This window comes from Nocardioides sp. NPDC057577, from assembly GCF_042801335.1.
Classification (GTDB): domain Bacteria; phylum Actinomycetota; class Actinomycetes; order Propionibacteriales; family Nocardioidaceae; genus Nocardioides.
In genome coordinates this window covers 1-1492 of the sequence record NZ_JBHVGB010000335.1, presented here as the reverse complement: position 1 = coordinate 1492, position 1492 = coordinate 1, and the positions used below count along the sequence as shown (strand labels likewise).

Annotated in this window: 3 protein-coding genes; all 3 read left to right on the top strand. The window is 71.4% G+C overall.

Annotated elements, in window-relative coordinates; genetic code table 11:
• Positions 1 to 622 (top strand): hypothetical protein (locus tag ACFU7D_RS29590; RefSeq protein ID WP_378874093.1); only part of this gene is annotated, 622 nt, incomplete at its 5' end.
• Positions 623 to 663: 41 nt separating this feature from the next.
• Positions 664 to 822 (top strand): hypothetical protein, encoded by a 159-nt coding sequence (locus ACFU7D_RS29585; protein ID WP_014154398.1) that lies wholly within the window; start codon positions 664 to 666, stop codon positions 820 to 822.
• Positions 823 to 890: 68 nt separating this feature from the next.
• On the top strand, positions 891 to 1492 hold a 602-nt coding region (gene msrA / locus ACFU7D_RS29580; protein WP_378874089.1), incomplete at its 3' end, for a peptide-methionine (S)-S-oxide reductase MsrA.

The window sequence follows — 1492 nt, the reverse complement described above, 5'->3', positions numbered from 1 at the left end:
GGCCCGGACCGTCTGCGGCGAGGCCGCGCTGCTGGCCCCGGGCGACCCCGTCCCGTACATCGTGGAGCTGGCCGTCGCCCGCGGGCTGGGTTACTCCCACGAGCAGTTCGACCAGGTCTGGGCGAAGATCATCGACCGTGCTCCCGCGCACATGGGCGCGCACATCGCGGCCCTGCACTTCTGGTGCGAAAAGTGGCACGGCTCCCGCCAGGAGGCCGACCGTTTCGCGACGACGGCCGCCGCCCGCGCCCCGCAGGGCTCGCTGCTCGCCGCGCTGCCGCTGTTCGCGGTGTACGAGCACCTGCCCGAGGTCAATCTGGTGCAGGGCTTCTACCGGGGTGCCGTCGTGACGAAGGCGGTGGAGGGCGCGATGTTCGCCGTGCACGCGGCACGCGCCGACGACCCGATGCTCGCGCACGTACGGCACCTGCTGGTCCTCTTCCTGGTCCGCATGGAGCGCTGGTCGGAGGCCATGCACCAGTTCGTCCACGTCGACGGGCACGTCGGCGCGCTGCCCTGGACCCAGAACCCCGACCCGGCCGCCGAGTACACGGTGTACCGGGCCCTGGCCGTCGCCGGGTACGAGGCGAACGGCGGCAGCCCCGCGACCCTGCTCCACTGACCCGGCACACCCGCCGCCCCCGAAGGATTGGACCGGCACCCATGGCACGACTGATCCCGCTGATCCTGATAGGCCTCGCCGTCTTCTTCTGGCTGCGCGCACGCCGGAAGACGGCCGCGTACATGGCCTCCTACGAGTACCCGGCCGGTGCGCACCGCGAAGGTGACGAACGTCGCGACCCTCCGGCCCCCGCGGCCTGAGAACACGGAATCCGCGGCGCCCCCACGGCGTTGCAACAAGCGAACCCCGACCCCGGAGGAGCCACCGCATGTTCCTGACCCACCGCACCCCGCAGCTCCCCACCCCGGAGGAGGCCCTGCGCGGCCGCCCCACCCCCGAGTTCACGGTGCCCTCCCGCCACACGGTCCTCGGCAATCCGCTGACGGGCCCGTACCCGCAGGGCCTGGAGGTCGCCGACTTCGCGCTGGGCTGTTTCTGGGGCGCCGAGCGCAAGTTCTGGCAGACGGAGGGCGTCTGGACGACGCTCGTCGGGTACCAGGGCGGTTACACCGAGAACCCGTCGTACGAGGAGACCTGCTCCGGCCTCACCGGTCACACGGAGGCGGTCCGGGTCGTGTTCGACCCGACGGTCGTGAGCTACGCCGAGCTCCTGAAGCTCTTCTGGGAGTCCCACAACCCGACCCAGGGCTTCCGCCAGGGCAACGATGTCGGTACGCAGTACCGCTCGGCGATCTACACCCACTCCCCCGAGCAGGCGGAGGCCGCCGAGGCGTCCCGTGAGGCGTACCAGCAGGTGCTGACGGGCGCGGGCTTCAAGGAGATCACCACGGAGATCCTGCCGGCCCAGGGCCGCACCTTCTGGCCCGCCGAGGCCTACCACCAGCAGTACCTGGACAAGAACCCCGACGG

Bases quoted from the DNA above. Each gene is read 5' to 3' on its own strand.
- ACFU7D_RS29585 (WP_014154398.1), top strand. From the start codon at position 664: ATGGCACGACTGATCCCGCTGATCCTGATAGGCCTCGCCGTCTTCTTC.